Genomic DNA, 18,946 nt, shown 5'->3' on the forward strand with positions numbered 1-18,946 from the left:
GTCGGATTCTAAACATATTTTGGTATAGTATTTTTATGTTTTGTTTGCAAGAAGTAATCTTCCATTGTAGTTGTTATATTTATATTACTAAACAGTAAACATAAAACTAAATAAACTATGAAAACGCTTCAATTTAACGTGCCGACAACCCGAGGGCAAAGTTTAACTGTGCAAGAAGATGTTTTGGAAGCTTTCTATCCCTATTTTCATCGTCATCAGGAGGCTCAGTTAATGTGGATAAAAAAGGGTAGTGGAATTTTGATTGTTGAAGATACGCTCCATCCCTTTAAGGAAAATGATATATTCTTTTTAGGTGCGAATCAACCACATGTTTTTAAGTCTGCGTCCCAAGATGGTCTTTCCAATGAATCACGTTCTGTTTCTATCTTTTTTGATCCCAATGGTAAACTGAAATCACTATTTTCTTTGGATGAATTTGAATCGCTGAATCAATTTATCTATAATAACTCTAGAGGATTTAAGGTGCCGGAAACGTATTTTGAGCAGATATCGGAACGGGTTTGTCAATTGAAGTCAGCTGATCAGATGGATAAGTTAATGCACTTTTTCTATTTATTACGAGCATTGGCAAATATTTCACGGGAGGCGGAAGCACTTTGTAACGAACGGGTAGAAGTTGCCTTTGATACGATGCACGGATCAAATCGCATTAATTTCATCTGCAATTATATTAAGGAGCACTTTAAAGACGAAATTACGCTGGAAGATGTTGCTGACCATGCAAATCTTACTCCGCAGGCATTTTGTCGATATTTTAAAAAGCATTGTGGTGTTACTTTTGTGACCTATCTTAACCGGATAAGAGTCAAAGAAGTTTGTAATCAACTAAACGAAGAACACCTAGACAGTGTTTCGTTTATTGCATACAACAGCGGCTTTAATAGTATTACTAATTTTAACCGAGTTTTTAAGCAAATTGTGGGCTGCAATCCAAAGGAATATGTGCAGCAATATAAACAAACACTCTATTCTGTTATTTAGTTCAAGAAATTCCAATGGAGAATTAGATTGTACCGGAATAAGGAATACGAGTAAATAAGTCTAGATTTCTTAATTAATCTCGCTAGCGGCTCGGTTGGCTAGACTTTTAAACTATATGAATTCGGAAGTAAAATTCTGCTAAGAATGGAACGCATATGGCTATTCTTGGCAGAATTTTATTCTTTTTTATTTAGATGTCTTTTTTCTTTCCTATGTGCCTAAACTTTTTTAAAAGCTATTTATCTTAAGTTTTTTTTGAAATATCTTGTGAAAAATGTAGGTAATTCTCTTTTTTTTGGTTTTTATTTTGGTTTTTTAAAGCTTTTTCCAATAAAATTACCAAAAAATGTAGTAAAATAAATTAGATTAATATGTTTCTGTAGTTTTACTTGTAAATCGGTGTGTGGGGAGTGGATAGGTAGGCTATTGTTGTGAAGATGTACTCGTGTAAGAGTTTTTTATGTTGTGATTGGTTGGGTTAAATTTAGCTATTTAACACTTTGGGTTAATAACTGGGCAATACTTGTTAAAATTTAGTTATCAATGCCAATCAAGTACTTATAACTTAGTTATTACAAAAAGCACTATAAACTAATACATCTGAAACTAAACTTATGAACAGAAAAAGTATCGCTATGCTAGCTGCTACCTTCTTGGTAAGCTCGGCAGTATACGCACAGACAGTTTTGAAGGGGAAGGTGATCGACCAAGACGGGAAACCTATCCCTGGAGTTACAATCACGCTAAGAGATGGAACAGCAACCCAAAGTGGACAAAATGGTGAATTTACGATTAACTATAAGCAGGCGGGGACATTAAGTGTGTCAGCAGTGGGTTATGACCGTAAAGTAGTAAATTTGACCAATCAGACTTCACTTCAGGTCACATTAACGACTGATGAGCGCAATTTGGACGAAGTTGTGGTAACTGCGATGGGAATTACTAGAGATAAGAAATCTTTAGGTTATGCCACGCAGGAAATTAAGGCGAGTGAATTGACAGATGCTGGGCAACATAGCTTAACGGGCGCATTGGCTGGTAAAGCTGCTGGAGTTCAAGTTAATCAATTTGGGGGTGCAATAGGTTCTTCAGCTCGTATTTCCATCCGAGGTAATTCTTCGTTACAGAAAGATCAACAACCCTTGATTGTCGTAGATGGTATTCCCATTACAAATGAAGCACAACGTTCGGGAGATAATACTTATTCAGGGGTTGACTATGGGTCGGGCTTGAATGACATTAATCCAGATGATATTGAAAGCTTAAATATCTTGAAAGGTGGAGCAGCCGCACTTTACGGTATGCGAGCAGGCGCTGGTGTTATTATGATTACTACCAAATCAGGCAAACGCGCTGCCAATGGCGTACAAATTTCGTACGATGGTAATTTTTCTATTGATAGAGTAGTCAATTTACCAAAGTATCAAAATTTATATGGTCAAGGGTCAAGAGGAGATGAATATAGTTACAATACTTTAGGAGGAGGAGAATCTTATCAGGATTATGTAGTTAAGAATTCTTTTAGTTATGTAGATGGTACAGGAGAATTTGGTGTCAACGATAATATTGATGAATCTTGGGGGCCTAGAATGGATATTGGGTTAATGATTCCACAATTTAATAGCCCTGAAGTTAACGGTGTACGCCAAGCAACTCCATGGAATTCCCATAAAAATAATGTCAAGCAATTTTTTCAAACAGGCTTTTCTCAAAATCATAATATTTCTTTACTTTCTAAAACAGATAAGTCTTCTACCCGGGCGTCCATTTCCTTTAGAGATCAGCGCGGGACGGTACCCAATACAGATCAAAAGAAATATACAGCCCAGTTAAATAATGAATATAAGTTAAGCGATAAATTTTCTTATGACATTATGAGTAATTTCACACGTACTGAAAGTAATAATCTCGTAATGCAAGGTTACGATAGTGCTAATCCGATGAATGGGTTGATCTGGTTCGGCCGTCAGGTAGATATGCAAGATCTGAAAAATAATTGGGATCAGCGTGATGAGGCCGGAAATTATACGTACTACAACTGGAATTCCGCCTATCATATGAATCCATTTTATACCATGCATGAGTCTCAAAATGCTCTCAAAATGAATCGTATTTTTGGGAAAACTTCATTGTATTATCAACCTTTTGATTTTTTGAGATTTGAAGGTCGGGTGGGATTGGATTATTATAATACGCATACTTTTGAGACAACCTATTTTAATTTCGACAACAGGAATGGAAAATTCGATGAAATGAAGAATAGTAATTCCGAATTCAATGCAGATTTTATTGCAAACTTCAATAAACAATTTGGAGAACTGAGCTTGACAGGGATTTTGGGTGCAAATTATCGGGATTATCAGTTTGAAACAAACACGTTAGGAGCCAGAGGGTTGAATGTACTAGGGGTCTATACGATCAGTAATAAAATTGGAGATGCCTATACTTTAATGGATCATTCTAAAGGTCGATCAAACTCTGTCTATGCACAAGCCAATTTAGGTTGGCGAGACGAGTTATATTTAGATTTAACCGCGCGGAATGATTGGTCTTCAACGCTGAAAAAATCATTTTTTTATCCTTCAGCAAGTTTAAGTTGGTTGCCTACGGCTAGTTTTGAAGGATTAAAAAGTGATTATTTAAATTTTTGGAAATTGAGGTTCAACATTGTTAAGGTAGGTAATGCAACTCGTCCGTATCAAAACGGAAATTACTACTATGCACAGACAGATTCCTATAATAATTTAGCTCAGATGTATAAGAGTATGACGTATGCAATTGAGGGCTTAGAACCCGAAGCAATTACCTCATACGAAATCGGAACTGAGTTAGGTTTATTCAAAGATCGCCTACATGTGGATTTTACCTACTATAATAAAACCAACAAAAAACAATTGCTTCAGGTGGCAACATCGAATGTGGTTGGTTTTAGTTCTATATTCCTAAATGCTGGTGAAATTAAAAGCAAAGGTGTTGAATTGCAATTAAGAGGCGACATTCTAAAAAGAGGAGATGGGCTAAATTGGACAACGACCATTAACTTCTCAAGAGATAAGAATAAGGTCGTTGAACTTTATCCGCAATTGGGCTTAGAAGATTACAGACTTGGCTGGACTTGGGGTATTTCCAATATGGCATCCGTTGGTAAGCCTTGGGGAACTTTAGTTGGCTCTGGTTTTGATCGTGTAGAAGATGGTCCAATGAAGGGAGCAATAAAAGTCGGTAATAATGGTTTGGTTTCTACACCATTGGATGGTCAGGATATTGGTCAAGCTGTACCCGATTTCTTAGCCTCTATGCGCAACGATTTTACTATCAAGGATTTCAGGTTTGGATTTATGCTCGACTTTAGAAAAGGTGGTGATGTGTGGTCGCAAACTATGGCCCATGGTTATACGACAGGTATTGCAGAAATTACAGCAGCGAATGGCATTCGCGAACGTGCAATTGTAGCTGGTAAGGATGTAATGACAAATGAAAGATTCGCAATGTCGGACGGAAAAGATGGCTGGGTTGAAAATACGATTGAAACTAGTGCACAAGACTGGTACGAAAACGGCGGTATTTCTGAAATGTATGTTTTCGACGGTTCTTTCTTGAAATTGAGAGAAGCTTATGTTTCGTATAACTTGCCTAAACACTTGTATAGTAAGATAAAAGGAATAAAACGTGCCAATATTTCTATTACGGGAACTAATTTAGCTTTGTTATGGGTTCATAAATCTAATACTATGCGTTTGGATCCAGAAGCAGGTGGTGTTTCGAGTGATTCAAGAGGAGTAGGATTTGAACAAGCGACTGTTCCTAATTCAAGAAGTATAGGTCTTAAACTTGGTTTTACATTTTAATTTCTTTATTAGGTTTAAAACGTAATAAAAATAATTTTACACTTATGAATACTTTGATTAAAAAACTTAAATATACACCAATTCTAGCCGCCTTATTGGTGTCGGGATGTACTAAAAATTTTGAAAAAATTAATACCGATCCAGATGCATTGTCAGATGTCCCTCCGCAAAACATGTTAGTAAATGTCATGCGTTATGCCGGAGACCAATTTGGTGGTGACGTTGACGGGTATGGTACATTTGCAGGTTATATTGTTAAAATTCAATATCCAGACAATTTGGGGGGATTAATTCCTTCGAATAATACCTATGGTAATCGCTGGGCTGCTTGTTACTACAATATCACTCAGATGAAGGATTTATTGAAGAAAACAGATGGTGCAGCAGAGAGTTACAAAAATATTCGGATTGTTGCCAGGATATGGAATAATTATATGTGGTCTTATTTATTGGATGGTTGGGGAGATATTCCTTACTCAGAAGCATTTCAAGGGCGTCCAGAGGACGGCTCCATCTTGAAAGCTAAATATGATAAACAGGAAGATATTTTCCCTGCTGTATTGGCCGATCTTAAATCAATTGCGGATGAAATGGCGGCAGGGATAGGTACGGATGAAATGGGGGATTATGATGTGATCTATGGAAAAACCAATAGTGGAAGTGCGGATATAAAGGAGCAAATGTTAAGGTGGCAAAAATTCTGTAACGCGTTGCGCTTACGGATGGCAATGCGGATTTCTTCTGTTGCGCCTGCATTAGCAAAATCGACTATTGAGGAAATTGCCAAGAATAAAGAGAAATATCCTATTATTGAGACAAACGCAGAAAACTGCCAGATGTTTTTCCCTGGTACTTTACCCTATATGGAACCTTGGTATGAATCAGGTATCAACGGTAACCGGATCAATAATTGGGGAATGTTTGATATTTTTATTGATCATTTAATTGAGACCAAAGATCCAAGGATAGCTTCTATCGCCCGAAAAAATAATGAAGGCAAGTATGTTGGATTTGTAAATGGTTCATTGACAAATCCGTCTCCTTCAACCTCGATTTCTTGGATTGGCGATCATTATATCAATGATCCTGCTGGAGCGGTACCTTTCTATAGGGCTTGTGAAACGTATTACCTGTTAGCTGAAGCTGCTTTATCCGGATACAATGTTGGTATTTCCGCAAAAACGGCCTATGAAACAGGGGTTACACTGTCCATGCAAGATAATAATATCGCAACAGATGACATCGCGGCTTATCTCGCTGATGCAGGTAAATTTGATAATACTAAAGACCGTATTTACTGGGACATGTGGGTAGCTTTGTTTAAAGAAAATTTTGAAGCTTGGAACCTGTACAGAAGAACTGGTATACCTAGTACAAACTATCCTTCGAAAATTCAAAAATTCAAAAAAGTACACACCGATCAACCATGGCGTTTGCCGTATCCGAATAATGAGTATTTGTATAATACAGAGAATGTTAACGCGGCTGCAGCTGGAACTGTGGATTACAATTGGGGTAAGCGGTTATGGTGGGCTAAAGATAATGGCAAAGAATAGTTTCACATGTTTATTTTTACGCAGCGGGGTAACTTCGGTTATCCCGCTGTTTTTTTATGATTTCTTTCGATTCTACACCGGTTAGGGTTTGCATGAATAAGCGGATTAAGGCGAATAGAGGGTATTTAAAGGAATAGCCGAAGTTGGAAAATCTACAATGGGCTGGCTACAAGCTTCATTTAGTCATCAATGACAGGGGCGGGATTTTGAATGTTCTGATTATGGCATGGACGCAAGACCTCTGCTTCGCTATCGTTTCGTGTCTCCTCCGATACATCTCCGTATCAGAGTCTGGGTGTATCCGTGGTGAGTGCGACATGAGTCCGTGGTGAGTCCGAGTTATACTCGGAGATAAGACAGTAGCATGGCTGTCAGAAAACGCTCTTATCTGCTCCTAAGTACGAATAAGGCCCGAAAATGCCTCGAATGATCTTCGAAGAAGGGGTTAAATAGTAGATAAGACACGGACTCCGTTCTGAAAAATAACACCAGTGACACACTATTGAAGGTCCTCAACGGATTTATATCTGGTAATGAAGGTCCTCAACGGATTTATATCTGGTAAATGGATAAATGGGCCAAATAGTTTTGTCGTATCGGTTAAAAATAAAAAATCTAGTTTGCTGATAACAAGAATTGAACAGGCATAAAAAAAGGTTTTCAAACGGGGAGAATGAAAACCTTAAATAACCAATTATAAACCTAAATTATGATACAACAAAGATAGTGTGTTTATTACACTTTGTCAAGAGTTATTTCAAAAAAAATTAAATCTTTTTGAAAACGATACTCGAATTGTGCCCACCGAAACCAAAAGCATTGCTCATTGCGGTTTGAACAGCTTTTTCTAATGGCTGATTGACGACAATGTGAATTCCCTCGGGAATTTCGGGATCGATATTTTCGATATTAATTGTTGCCGGAATTACATTATTGTTGATGGATTTTATGGCAATGATTGCTTCGATAGCGCCGGCTGCCCCAAGTAAATGTCCTGTCATTGATTTTGTAGAACTGACCCATGGATTATTTAGCTTTCCAAAAGCTCGTTGTACGGCTTTAAGTTCGGCGATATCTCCAACTGGGGTTGAAGTCGCGTGGAGATTTAAATAGTCGAGCTCATCGGTATTAATTTTAGCCTCCTCCAAAGCCAGTGACATGGCTTTTGCTACGGCTATCCCTTCGGGATGAGGCGAGGTCATATGGTAAGCATCTGCGGTCATTGAAGCTCCGACAAGCTCTGCGTAAATTTTTGCACCTCTTTGCTTGGCATGTTCATATTCTTCCAAGATAAGTGCTCCAGCTCCCTCACCCATAACAAAACCATCACGATCACGGTCAAAGGGTCTGCTTGCAGTCTGGGGGCTATCATGCCGGCTCGACATGGCTTTCATAGCAGAAAAACCGCCAACTGAAGCCGGGGTAATGGGGGCTTCGGAACCGCCGCTTATAAAGACTTTGGCTTTGCCGAGCCTAATGTAATTAAAAGCGTCCATAAAGGCCGTATTGGATGTGGCGCAAGCCGATACGGTAGTGTAATTGATTCCTTTTAAACCATACTTCATTGAAATCATGCCTGAAGCCATATTGACGATAAGTCTAGGAACAAAGAAAGGGCTGAATCTTGGTTTATAATCTCCTGTTACGTAGCTTTCTACCTCTTTTTCGAAAGTTTCCATACCGCCCTGGCCAACACCCCAGATGACACCGATATCAAATGGATCTATAGCATCGAGATCTAGTCCCGAATCTTCCATTGCTTGCGCTGCACTGTATAAAGCATATTGCGTAAAGAGATCACTCCGTTTAATCTCATTTCTATCTAAGTATTTTTCAGGTTGAAAGTGTTTAATTTCACTTGCAATCTGTGTTCGAAACAACGAAGCATCAAAACGGCTAATAAGCGTTGTGTGGTTTTCGCCTCGCAAAATGTTATCCCAAAATATGTCTATGTTTTCTCCCAGCGGGTTAATTGTTCCCATGCCAGTTATTACAACTCTTTTCATCTCTTTTTATTTTAATATAAACTTATAAATATACCAATTGGTATTTGTTTTTGTAAAAAAATTAAGCCTTAATCTCCCGATCCACCATTTCCTTCATTTTATCCAATACAATGGCAAGATCTTTTCCTCGTCCGGAAATCTTGGAAAGCAAGATTCCGCCTTCGACCATCGCCATAAAGGTGATGGCATAATTTTCAGCAGAAATATGCTGTTTAAATTCACCGCTTGCAACCCCTTCTTCAAGAATTAGAATTAACCGCTGTCTCCAAAGGTCAAAAGAACGTCTGACTTTGGGGGTTAAAAAAGATAGCGAATCATCGGCCTCCACGGCCGCATTCATCATGGGACAGCCTCCTGAAGCTGCGATATTTTTGAAATTGTCCTTGTAGAAATCTAGAAAAGACAAAAGCTTCTTTAGTGATGTTTTTTGCTGTATAATCTGCTGATTAACAGCTTCTGAAATTTTTCTGCTCTGATAGGTATAGACATGGGTAGCTAGGTCATCCTTGTCCTTGAAATTACCGTAGATACTTCCTTTTGTTAAACCAGTCGCTGTCGTGATGTCCGAGAGCGAAGTTGCAAAGTAGCCTTTTTTATTAAAGATGGGCGCAGTCTTTTCAATGATATATTGTCGTGTCTGTTCTGCTTTTGACATGTAATTCCTGTTCTTTTAATGCAAATATAAAAAATACTTTTTGGTATATTAATAATTTGTACAGGAATGCCTTAGAAATGGGTTTTATTTCGCCTTTGAAATGCGATAGGTGCAGCGGGGTGCATTTTCGATGATGTATTCTGTTCTGCATATACGATATGCCGGACCGATGAGTTGCTGAAAATTATTCAGTTCTGAACGGCAAAATCCCTGACATTCGGTTGCTGCTGCACATATGGGGCAATGATTTTCAATGAGAAGATAATCGTCAGCCTCTTTTTTCCATTCTGCCATATAACCTTCCGCCGTCCTTTTTGCGGCTATAATTTCAAGTTTTTTTTCGATGGATTCAATATCCGATAGTGCGTCAGTATATTTTTGATATACTTTAGACTCCCGATCACTGATAAGTAGATCCAAAGCATTCTCGCCGAGCACTTGTTTAATCGACTGCAGCAATTGTACTGTAATGTCGGCGTGACTATCTGGAAATCGTGCCATGCCCTGCGGTGACAGACTGTAATAAGTCGAAGGGCGGCCTATCCCTTCGCTCCGGGCATTGGAGACAATCAGGTTTTGATTCGCCAGGTTCAATAAATGTTTACGGGCCCCTTCTTTTGTTATAGCCAACTCTGTTGCAATCAAAGCTGCAGTGGCTTCTCGGCGCATTTTTAATAACATTAATATTCGATCAGCTGGATTCTTCTGCATTTGACAATAAAAAAGTTGTTTTATATAACATCAGCAAAGGTAGTGTTTTTATTTTTTGTTCTAAAATGTGTTTCAAACACAGGTTTATCCTTTTTGATTTATTTTTATGACTTTAATAAAACAACTAATTAGTTGTTTTATTAAGTTTGATTCTCTAGTTTTGACTTATCATAAAAACAATAAAACTATGCACAAATTTCAATTACCCCAGTTGGGATATGCCTATGCGGCACTTGAACCATATTTTGATCGCGAGACCATGACGATTCATCATCAAAAGCATCATCAAGCTTATGTTGACAATCTAAATAAGGCATTGGAAGGAACAGCAGGCGAAGCTGACGATCTATTGGATATATTAACAAGCGTAAGTAAATATAGCCCAGCAGTCCGCAATAACGGTGGCGGTCACTTTAACCATACGCTATTTTGGGAAATTTTATCGCCCAATCCAAAAACGGTACCCACTGGGAAGTTAGCCGATGAGATAAACGCCGCCTTTGGTTCTTTGGAAGAACTCAAAGCCAAGATCAAAAATGCGGGACTTGGGCAGTTTGGTTCGGGCTGGTCTTGGCTCTATGTAAAACATTCTGGCGCCTTAGCTATCGTAGCTACTCCCAATCAGGATAATCCGCTGATGGATACACAATCGATCGGCAGAGGTTTCCCTATTTTGGGGGTCGATGTTTGGGAGCATGCTTATTATTTGAAATATCAAAATAAAAGAGCCGATTATTTGGATGCATTTTGGTCGCTTTTGGATTGGTCTGTTGTTGAACAAAAATACGATACTGTGATTGCAGGCTTGGTTTGATATGTTTATAAATAAAGTTGAAAACACGGGTATATTGGCTTTAGATCTAATTGATTTTAAAACCGATCTTGCTATCCTAAGTTTTGACATCAAAACATTGTTGTATCAGGAAGCAATCGTTAAAGAAAAAGAATTCAGAGAAGCTTTGGCGGCGGTGGATTGGTCTGCTTTTCGAAATAAGGCGGTTGCCATTAGCTGTTCTGTGGACGCAATTATCCCGCCTTGGGTCTATATGGCCCTGGCGGAAAAACTTCATCCTGTTGCAGCGTATTACGATTTTAAGGCGATGGAGGATTTGGAAATAGACCTATGGATGCAGGCTTTACAAGCGATAGATTTGTCGAATTTTCAGCAGCAAAAAGTTGTCATACGGGCCCGTCCTAATATTCCGGCGTCACTTTATATGTTAGCGACAGAACGATTGATTCCTATTGTCCAGACGTTGATGTATGGTGAGGTTGGTATGCCAAAAGTTATTTTTAAAAAAGGGAAAGTATAATGAAAGCATTAATATTCAATGGCGCCTTGGAAAGAAGGCAAGAATCTACATCAGGAAAATTGTCACACTATTTTTCCGACCAACTGAACCAAAGGGGGGTTGAAAATACTATTTTTAATTTGGCTGATAGCGGAATACCCTTATTTGATTTGAGTCTCAATTGGGTACCCAATGCTGTTAAGATTATGAATACCTTGTTTCTTGAGGCAGATATACATTTTTGGTTGTCTCCGCTTTATCATGGAAGTATTCCCGGTGTCATGAAAAACTGTTTGGATTGGCTTGAAGTCAGCGCTAAAAATAAACCGGCTTACCTGACGGATAAACATATCGGACTGGTTTGTTGGGCCGATGGTGTGCATGCACTACAGGGCATTAATGCAATGGATGCTATCGCGAAGTCGCTCCGCACCTGGACATTGCCCTTTAGTGTGCCCATCATGAAATCTGGGCTTTTTGAGTCCGACAATCCAAATGGGTTGTCTTCGGCTTACCAGTGTAAGCTGGACTTGCTGATCGATATTGCTACGAAAAAGAGTAGTGAATCTCGTTGATAAAAAAAGTCACTCAAATTATCGAGGGCACTGAAAAAGTAGATATAAAATAGTCTATAAAAGATAAGCGGATGAACAGCTCGTAAGATGTTCATCCGCTTTCTTTTTTTGTTTTAATGTCTCGTCGTATGTTTGATTTAATCTCATAATATGTTTATTAGATTTGAAGAATGCGTGGTTAAGACAGTTGTCTCGTTGGTAGCAGGATACCGCTCAGGACGTTTCGTCACACGCTTTCTTTCATCTCAAAACTGGATAGTTCGATGGATCTTAAAATCTGCATTTACGACGATAGTTTTATAGATGTTATTTTATATTAAATCAATGCTATGAAATGGATTGGAATTGATGTAAGCAAAATCAGTTTTACGGTTGCTTACCCTACAGAAAACGCTTATCGTTCGGAAATCTTTAAGAACGATTGTAAAGGTATTAAACAGTTTATCACCACACTTCATAAGGACAATTACCAATGTATCCTGGAAGCTACAGGAACGTACAGCACTCTTTTGCTCTATTTGCTCCAAGAAGCACATATAGCTGTGTCCATGGTAAATCCTAAACAGATTAATCACTTTGCCAAGATGATGCTAAGTGTCACAAAAACTGATAATCTGGATGCTAAGTTAATTGCTATGTATGGAGAAAAAATGAAACCTGATATTTATAAGATTGCAAGCTTGGCCATTCAAAGACTTCGGCAAAAACGAACTCTACTTCGACAATTTAAGAAGCAATTACGTATGCTTTTAAATGTTCAGGAATCATTTCTCGCGCTACCAAAAGTCGACCAAACGGCAAACAAAGCTCTAAAAAAGAGTATTGCTTTCATTGAAAAGCAATACAAGAATTGAATCTTAAGATAGTCGCCGTAACCCGTAATGAATTTTCAAAACAGCTAGATCACCTGACATCTATTAAAGGGATAGGAAATGGAGTCGCGACTGAACTTATAATGGCAACTGGTGGTTTTGAGTATTTTAATTCAGCTAAAAAATTCGCAAAATACATTGGCGTATGTCCCAGCTATCAGCAGTCGGGAACATCAATTAAAACTAAAGGAATCATTACTCGTCATGGCGATCCAGAACTTCGCTCGCTACTTTATATTGCCTCCTGGTCGGCAATCCGATATAATACCCAGTGTAGGGAATTATATGAATGTTTAAAAATTAAAGGTAAATCAAGCAAGGTGGCATTAATGGCTGTTATAAATAAATTATTAAGACAGGCCTTTGCAGTTATTATATCGAATACGGATTACGTTGACAATTATACATGTTCAACAGAATAAATAGTTATAAAAAATTTGGAATTTAATATAGTTCGTCCTGAAATGAGTTGACAGCAAAGTTGACTTATTATGAAAAAACAACTCAAAGGCACTTACAGGCGCTCACAACGAGACTACACTTTAGCCTTTAAATTACAGGTTTTGATGCAAGTTTAAAAAGTCGAAGTGACCTACAAACAGGCGCAAAAACACTATGGGATCCAGGGCAGAAGTGCGGTTTTGGCTTGGTTAAGAAAATACAACACTTTCAGACCCCACAGTTGTTTGGGGGATATGACGCCTGAAATGTTTATCGAAAAACAGGTCAAAGGATTTTGCTTAGTTTCGTCTGCACATAGAGTGATCGCATATTTTGGAGAATAGGTTTTAGATGCGTTGTCCGGTTATTTTTAACCGCCCAAATTGAGATTTAAATCCCTTTTGGCTATTGCTTTTTGATATATCTAATTTGGTGTTTGCAGGCTCAAAAAGATTCAGCTGTACAGTTCCGGATTGGTGCCATTTATCTCCTAGAAATGTGCAGTCCTTGAGCTGATAGCGTACATAGTCCAGGTGATAAATATTTTGCACATTGGTATAGGGAGGATCAATAGCTTACAGGACCCTTTTAATCAATATACCGTTGGAAGTTTATAAACATTGTAGTATTAGAGATTTGAATTGTGGTTTCAGATCAATGTTATTCAATCTGTTTCGGGTTAAGCTGTAAATTTCAGCTTCTTTGTCAAATTGTCCCATATCCGCTTAAATATAGATTTATCCTCTGTAATTATTTCAGCATTTCCTAAAACCCCAGGTTTCAGTTTGATCAATGAATCTTGTTTTGATCTGATTAAGTCCACTTTCGTAAAGAATACACTGTCTTTTATCGGTATATCCGACATATATATTATATTTCCATGTAAATATCCATATTCAGTATAAGGGTAACCACGTACCTTTATTAGTACAGATTGTCCCAACTTAACCTTAGCTGATGCATCTTGGGAAAGCAAAATCTCACCGTAGTATTGCTCATTCTTAGGGTTGATATAGAATAGTTTCTGACCCAACGCAACGGACTGGTTGCTCTGTAAGAATTCCCCATATATCAACTTCCCATTTGACGGGCTTGTCATTACATATTGTCTTTTCCAGTTTTCTGCATCACTGATAAAGCTGTTAAGCCCCTGGATAAACTTTTTCTGCTCTTCCGAAATTTGGTTTTCGATGTCGGTCAGTTCCCTAGTCTTTGACAAAAGACTGTTCTGATAAGATATCAGGTTGTTTTCCATTTGTGGGATTGTTTGTCGCTTAGCCAACAAAAGAGTTTCCTTGTCCTGTAATTCAGCTGGACTAATAACCTTTTTATCTGCAAGAATTCTATAACGTTCAAACTCCCTCTCGGTGAGTTCCAATTGTTGTTTCTGAAGCTCAAAAGATTGACTGTTTTTGGCATACTGTTCTTGCGCATTAACAATCTCTTTATGAATTGTTGATCTGCGTTTTTGATAGATTCCATCATCGCCCGAGGACAAATAGTTTAGGTATGTTAGGTAGAAATTTTGATAGCTGGTTTGTAGCTCCCCAAGATTGAGATCTCTTGGTGCAATCAGTTTTTCCAGATTATAAGGCTGCTTTCCGTCCTGACGCAGCTGCTGAAGTCTATCCAAAAGCATTAATACCTGTTCATGGTCAGCTGTACTTTCGAGGTAGGCCAACGGCATTCCCATTGTGACCCATGTACCATCTTTTACCAACAGCTTTACGAGGTTTCCTCCCACTTTTGCAGAAATTACTTTGGGAGCATCAGCGGTATTGAACTTAATTGAGGTACTCACCATTTCGGGATAGCGAATGAATGTCGAAAGTCCTCCAATAATTAATATCGTAAGTAAGATAAACGTAATACCCCTTCTTAAAAGCCAAGAAGGCGGCTTTGCGATGATCTCCTGTAGGTCCTCCGAGTGTATACCAGATTCGGGTATAAATGATTTTTTCTTAGCCATCTAATTTCCTAGTTCTAATTGGTTTTTTACTAATTCAAAGTATTTACCGTGTGATGCTATAAGTTCTGCGTGGCTTCCTTGTTCAACAACGTTTCCTTTTTCCAACACGATAATATTATCCGCGTTCTTGACTGTACTAAGTCTGTGAGCAATCACAATTACCGTTTTTTTTTGAAAAAAACGGTCAAGATTTTCAATAATTATTTTCTCATTATTGGCGTCAAGAGAGTTTGTCGCCTCATCCAAAAATATAAACTCAGGCTCTTTATATACAGTTCTGGCAATCATTAAGCGCTGCCGCTGCCCTTGGCTAAGCCCCTTGCCGGATGTGCCAATTTTGGTAACTAAACCAAAAGGTTGCTCCGCAACGAATTCGTTTAAATTTGCAATTTCTATGGAATTATCTAGTCGTTGTCTATCTACGAACTCGGTATTGACGGTGATATTGCGTTCTATTGTATCAGCATAAATGTAACTGTCTTGGAGCACAGCACCACACTTTTCCCTCCATAGAGAGAAGTTAAACTGTTCCAACCGTTTGCCACCAACAAGAATTTCACCTTCTTCATATTCATAAAAGCGGAGCAGCAGTTTCAGTATCGTTGTTTTTCCACTGCCGCTGGTACCTACAATTGCTGTAGTCTTTCCTGCAGGAAAATACAAGTTTAAACGGTTGAAAATTGGTTCATTGCCAGCGCCATAGTAACGAAAAGTGAGATTCCGAATTTCAATGTCTTTTTTTTCAGGCAAGCTATCTAAATAATCTTTTTTTACATCTTCTTCATCCTCAGATTTATATATTTCATTGAGGCGATTCATACTAATTTTAGCGTCTTGAAAAGACTGAACAAATCCAAGTAACGCTTCCACAGGACTGCTGACCATTCCAACTATATATTGAACAGCCATCATTCCACCAAGGGTCATATCGCCATCAATCACTGCTTTGGCACTGACAAAAGTAATTAGGATGCTTTTGGTTTGATTAATTGCCAAAGAACCGATCGACTGATATTGCGAAAGAGCTAAACTTTTTACCTTGAATCTGAACAATCTCGCTTGTAAAGCTTCCCATCCCCATCGTTTCTGCTTCTGGGCATTATTAAGTTTGATATCTTTGATACTCTGAATCATTTCAACCATGTAAGTCTGATTCTCAGAAGAAATCTTGAATCGCTTGTTGTCGAGATCCTGCCTATATTTCATAAATAGAAGTATCCAAATAGTGTATAGCACAGTAGCAATAAAGAAGATCAAAAAAACTACCTGATTATAAATAACCAATAGCACGCCGAAGATTAGCATATTGACTAAGGAGAACAAAGTATTTAAGGTATCTCCCGTCAAAAACGTTTCAATGCGTTGCTGGTCCGTCATTCGCTGTATCAAATCACCATGCGTCTTTGTATCAAAAAAGCTCATGGGTAATTTCATAATCTTTATTAAGAGGTCTGTGAGGATCGAAATATTGACACGCGTACTAATGTGGAGCAAAATCCAGGATCGGATGAACGATACCGAAGTACTGCCCACAAATAACATGAGTTGCGCGATCAGAATTAAATTTATAAAACTGATGTTTTTAGTATTGATGCCTATATCTACGACTGACTGTGTCAGAAAAGGTGTGATCAGCTGTAGAACTGTGCCTAATACCATGCCCAATATCAGCTGTGTGAAGAGCTTTTTGTATCTATAGAAATAGGTAAACATTTTGCTCCATTTGAGCGAAGGGTCAGGTTCCTCCTCATCGAGTTCATAGAATTCGGGGCTAGGCCCTAGGATTAGTGACAGCCCTGAATGGATATCTTTTGAAGAATACCAGTTACTAGAAAACTCTTTACTATTATAGGTTATCAAACCTGTTGCAGGATCTGCAATATAGTATTTCCCCTTCTTAATTTTATAAAGTATGACGAAATGATTCTGATTCCAATGCAAAATACAGGGTAATTCTGCGTCTTGAAGCTGGTCCAAGTTAAGCCTGACACCATAGGTGCGAAATCCCAATTTCTCGGCAGCCTCGCTAATGCCGAGCATATTGACACCTGTATCCGTTGTTTGACAAAGTTTGCGAATCTTTTGAATAGACACAGAGTGTCCATAATATTTGAATATCATGCGTAGACAGGTGGCGCCACAATCCATCATGTCCATTTGCTCATAATAAGGAAAACTTTTTAGCATCTAAATCTTATACTATCTTTTTCCGAATGCAACCTGCTTGTCCGATGATCGATAGATTTTTCTTTACATATGACATCTACTTGCTCTGAGACATCTTAAGAGGCTGTTTACGATGTGTCGTCTGCTCGTTCAGGTGTTTGTAACCAGCACCGACTTCGTTTTAGAAAAAATACTTTAAATCGATAGGACTGTAAATTTCAGGAAGTTCTTTGCCATTAATGTAAAGGGTAGGAGTAGCACGAATTTTCATAGCCTCGCACCAGTTTCGCATCTCCAATACCTTCTCCGTTTGACGGTTCAATTCTCCATTCATAGGATATTTAACCGCAAATGCATCGTATTTCTTAACTGATGCCAGATACCAGTCATCGAGGGCTTCATGTACCTTTTGTTTTCCATATTTTTCCTGAATCGCCAGAAGGTGTTGGACGGGAGCTGTTTTAATATCTCTTTCGTCACCAGAAGCGGTAAATATAATTCGGAGCTTCACATTGCTATTTTTTCTAACAATTTCTTCAAGGATGAGATGAGTACTAGAACAAGGTTGGCAATAAGGATTACAAACCTTAACAATTTCATTTGCAGCACTTTCATTGCCTATAACCAGACCTATGCCATTGACAGGATAATTAATTGTTTCACTCTTCTCCAATATTGAAGCAAAAATCGTAGGGTTATATAAAAGCTTCTTCCATTTCATCTCATATTCTTTACTATCATTTGCTCGTTTCAAGATTGGAATAGACAGATTAGATGCAAGTAAAAATATAATTCCCAAAAAAATATTTAAAATGAGCTGAAGGTGATTTATTTGCTCGAATTTGAAATCATTATTGATCAGAAACACTATTCCCAAGCAAGCATTTACTAAGATCACAAATTGGGAACCAAGACAAAGCGGGCACCATTGTTGTATAACTCTCGCTTGGTAGTAAATAGAAAAGATCAAATAGGGAGTAATTATAATTGAAGTTAGCGACCAGATAGTCAAATTGCTGGCCTGACTAAAAAATATAAGCTGGCTGATAAAAAAGGTAGCAAAATAAGCCAATCCCCAAACTGACCAACTGATATCCATAAATTTTGATCGTGAAGAAGATAGTACTGCTTCGCAATTGGATTTCTTGCCAAGCATACCACAAACCTCCTTGATAAACGGATCCTGAGAATTCACATCGAGTTTAATCAACAGAGCAGATATGAAGCTTCCAAACAAACTCGTACATAGAAAAGCCCCGCCAATTAAAGTTAATTTAGAAATTCCCTGGCTAAAAAGAAGCAGCAAAGATACAATTAGTATCAGAAGAGAAATGTAAAGTGGTAATTTGCCTGAAAATTCTTCAGTTCGCTCCATTTTTCGATTCTGAACGTATCCAATTTCATTTTTTGCACCAGAACCATCGAGCAAAAGCACTACTCCTTTATCTATGTAGCTAAACTCAACAAAGGTTAATGTATTGATTTTATCTGTTAAGGGTTCTAAATAGGTAATGGAATTATTATCTGCCTTTGAAACTACTGTAAACTGAGAATTTGACCATCCTTCTTTCTGAACAGAACAGATAAAGGGGAGTTCGAAATCATCATAGGAATTATCTCCCTTTCGAAGGGCCGCGCTTTGAATAGCATATTCACCTAATGCATCTTTAATAGATAATAAGGACGGATAATCAACATTTGACTCTAGCAGCTCTTTTAACCTCCTCTCAGTGAATTTTACCTTGTATCTGTTTAAGACATACGAGCATACACTCAAAAGGTTATTGGATTTTTTTAAATTAAAAACACTCATAATTCGAATATCGTATACGGCGCCAAGCAACGCCGGGAAT

14 protein-coding genes and 2 pseudogenes are annotated in these 18,946 nt (G+C 38.1%); 10 read left to right on the top strand and 6 right to left on the bottom strand.

Annotated elements, in window-relative coordinates; translation table 11 throughout:
- Positions 1-117 precede the first annotated feature (117 nt).
- From B2X72_RS20855 to B2X72_RS26715, 4 genes and pseudogenes are all read left to right on the top strand, one after another.
- Complete coding sequence (locus tag B2X72_RS20855) at positions 118-1,002, top strand: AraC family transcriptional regulator (RefSeq protein ID WP_088160941.1); 885 nt, start codon at positions 118-120, stop codon at positions 1,000-1,002.
- 614 nt (positions 1,003-1,616) lie between these two features.
- Positions 1,617-4,850 carry a SusC/RagA family TonB-linked outer membrane protein gene (locus B2X72_RS20860; protein WP_088160942.1) on the top strand — a complete coding sequence of 1,078 codons (3,234 nt, stop codon included), beginning with the start codon at positions 1,617-1,619 and terminating at the stop codon, positions 4,848-4,850.
- A gap of 44 nt (positions 4,851-4,894) precedes the next feature.
- On the top strand, positions 4,895-6,406 hold the full coding sequence (locus B2X72_RS20865; protein ID WP_088160943.1) for a SusD/RagB family nutrient-binding outer membrane lipoprotein: 1,512 nt from the start codon (positions 4,895-4,897) through the stop codon (positions 6,404-6,406).
- Between the two features lie 59 nt (positions 6,407-6,465).
- Positions 6,466-6,627 (top strand): annotated as a pseudogene (locus tag B2X72_RS26715) (transposase); the annotation flags it as partial.
- Positions 6,628-7,173: 546 nt separating this feature from the next.
- Here B2X72_RS26715 and fabF read toward each other — a convergent pair.
- The 3 genes from fabF to B2X72_RS20880 all read right to left on the bottom strand — a co-directional run bounded on the left by fabF (position 7,174) and on the right by B2X72_RS20880 (position 9,736).
- On the bottom strand, positions 7,174-8,412 hold the full coding sequence (gene fabF, locus B2X72_RS20870; protein WP_145329506.1) for a beta-ketoacyl-ACP synthase II: 1,239 nt from the start codon (positions 8,410-8,412) through the stop codon (positions 7,174-7,176).
- A 61-nt stretch (positions 8,413-8,473) separates the two neighbouring features.
- Positions 8,474-9,067 carry a TetR/AcrR family transcriptional regulator gene (locus B2X72_RS20875; RefSeq protein ID WP_075991866.1) on the bottom strand — a complete coding sequence of 198 codons (594 nt, stop codon included), beginning with the start codon at positions 9,065-9,067 and terminating at the stop codon, positions 8,474-8,476.
- Positions 9,068-9,151: 84 nt separating this feature from the next.
- Positions 9,152-9,736 (bottom strand): helix-turn-helix transcriptional regulator, encoded by a 585-nt coding sequence (locus tag B2X72_RS20880; protein ID WP_201670582.1) that lies wholly within the window; start codon positions 9,734-9,736, stop codon positions 9,152-9,154.
- A gap of 229 nt (positions 9,737-9,965) precedes the next feature.
- Between B2X72_RS20880 and B2X72_RS20885 the strand changes: the two genes are divergently transcribed.
- The 6 genes and pseudogenes from B2X72_RS20885 to B2X72_RS20910 all read left to right on the top strand — a co-directional run bounded on the left by B2X72_RS20885 (position 9,966) and on the right by B2X72_RS20910 (position 13,302).
- A complete protein-coding gene (locus B2X72_RS20885) occupies positions 9,966-10,592 on the top strand; it encodes a superoxide dismutase (RefSeq protein ID WP_145329497.1) in 627 nt (208 codons plus the stop codon).
- 1 nt (position 10,593) lies between these two features.
- Positions 10,594-11,091: a DUF2480 family protein gene (locus B2X72_RS20890; protein WP_145329494.1), complete on the top strand. Its 498-nt coding sequence runs from the start codon at positions 10,594-10,596 to the stop codon at positions 11,089-11,091.
- Positions 11,091-11,645, top strand: a complete 555-nt coding sequence (locus tag B2X72_RS20895; protein WP_286851331.1) for an NADPH-dependent FMN reductase — start codon at positions 11,091-11,093, stop codon at positions 11,643-11,645. Before B2X72_RS20890 ends, B2X72_RS20895 begins: the two co-directional genes overlap by 1 nt.
- 329 nt (positions 11,646-11,974) lie before the next feature.
- Entirely contained in the window at positions 11,975-12,499 is a 525-nt protein-coding gene (locus B2X72_RS20900; protein ID WP_286851333.1) for an IS110 family transposase, read from the top strand.
- Complete coding sequence (locus B2X72_RS20905; RefSeq protein ID WP_286851335.1) at positions 12,496-12,939, top strand: transposase; 444 nt, start codon at positions 12,496-12,498, stop codon at positions 12,937-12,939. The genes B2X72_RS20900 and B2X72_RS20905 overlap by 4 nt, the downstream gene beginning before the upstream one ends.
- Before the next feature lie 69 nt (positions 12,940-13,008).
- Positions 13,009-13,302: pseudogene (locus tag B2X72_RS20910) on the top strand (integrase core domain-containing protein).
- A gap of 335 nt (positions 13,303-13,637) precedes the next feature.
- Here B2X72_RS20910 and B2X72_RS20915 read toward each other — a convergent pair.
- The 3 genes from B2X72_RS20915 to B2X72_RS20925 all read right to left on the bottom strand — a co-directional run bounded on the left by B2X72_RS20915 (position 13,638) and on the right by B2X72_RS20925 (position 18,906).
- Positions 13,638-14,927, bottom strand: a complete 1,290-nt coding sequence (locus tag B2X72_RS20915; RefSeq protein ID WP_286851336.1) for an HlyD family secretion protein — start codon at positions 14,925-14,927, stop codon at positions 13,638-13,640.
- Positions 14,928-17,114 (bottom strand): peptidase domain-containing ABC transporter, encoded by a 2,187-nt coding sequence (locus tag B2X72_RS20920; RefSeq protein ID WP_286851337.1) that lies wholly within the window; start codon positions 17,112-17,114, stop codon positions 14,928-14,930.
- Positions 17,115-17,274: 160 nt separating this feature from the next.
- Complete coding sequence (locus tag B2X72_RS20925) at positions 17,275-18,906, bottom strand: vitamin K epoxide reductase family protein (protein WP_286851338.1); 1,632 nt, start codon at positions 18,904-18,906, stop codon at positions 17,275-17,277.
- Positions 18,907-18,946 lie beyond the last annotated feature (40 nt).

It is taken from the genome of Sphingobacterium sp. UBA7253, assembly GCF_002472745.1.
Classification (GTDB): domain Bacteria; phylum Bacteroidota; class Bacteroidia; order Sphingobacteriales; family Sphingobacteriaceae; genus Sphingobacterium; species Sphingobacterium siyangense.